Source organism: Vibrio sp. 1580 (assembly GCF_033340055.1).
Window position 1 is genome coordinate 1 of sequence record NZ_JAWOVT010000164.1, and the last position, 835, is coordinate 835.

At 47.8% G+C, this 835-nt stretch carries 1 protein-coding gene and 1 pseudogene; both read left to right on the forward strand.

The annotated features are described in order from the left end of the window. Nucleotides 1–722: metal ABC transporter solute-binding protein, Zn/Mn family (locus tag R7093_RS24735; RefSeq protein ID WP_318146956.1), on the forward strand; the 722-nt coding region annotated here is incomplete at its 5' end. A 2-nt stretch (nucleotides 723–724) separates the two neighbouring features. Further along, nucleotides 725–835, forward strand: a pseudogene (locus tag R7093_RS24740) (metal ABC transporter permease); the annotation flags it as partial.

An 835-nucleotide genomic window follows, 5' to 3' on the forward strand; every position in this document is an offset into this window, starting at 1 on the left:
CGTTGATTGCGAAAATGCGTCAAGCCGATTTGGCTATGTGTTCTGGAGCAGAGCTAGAAGTAGGGTGGTTGCCTATGCTACAGGCACGAAGCTCAAATGCTGCGGTGCAAAATGGGGCAAAAAGCATGATTTACGCTGCCAGTTTTGTACGTATGCTGGATACACATCAACATGTGGATCGCAGTATGGGTGACATTCATGCGCATGGTAATCCGCACGTGCAGTTTGCTGCGAATGACATGATTACGCTTTCGCGCGTTGTGACTCAGCGTTTGCAAGCGGTTGATCCTGAAAATGCGCCAACCTACCAGCTCAATGGGATGAAGTTTCGTGCGCATTGGCGAAAAAAACTCAACGAATGGGAAGCAAAAGCTAAGCCGTTAAATGGTAAGCGAGTAGTGGGCTATCACTCCACTTACCGATACTTATTTGATTGGCTAGGTATGGTTCAAGTCGCGGATCTTGAGCCCAAACCAGGGGTATCGCCGACGACCTCTCATCTGCAATCACTGACCAAGTTGGACGCAAGTTCGTTTGATGCGATTGTGTATTCGTCTCACCAAGATCAACGCCCCGCAATGTGGTTGCAACAACGAACAAACAAACCTGTCGTCCAATTGCCTTTGACGGTGTCAAAAGAGCAGAACTTAGATGAGCTGTACGATGAAGTGATTGCCGAGTTACTCGATGTGTTTGTTTCTCCTAGTGCTGTGAAGTTTTGATCATGACTGAATACACATGGTTAGCGCCGGCTATTTTGTGCGGCGTGATTGCGCTAATTGGTAACGTCGTACTGGGCCAGCAAGTATTAAAGCGGCAGATCATTTTCATCGAC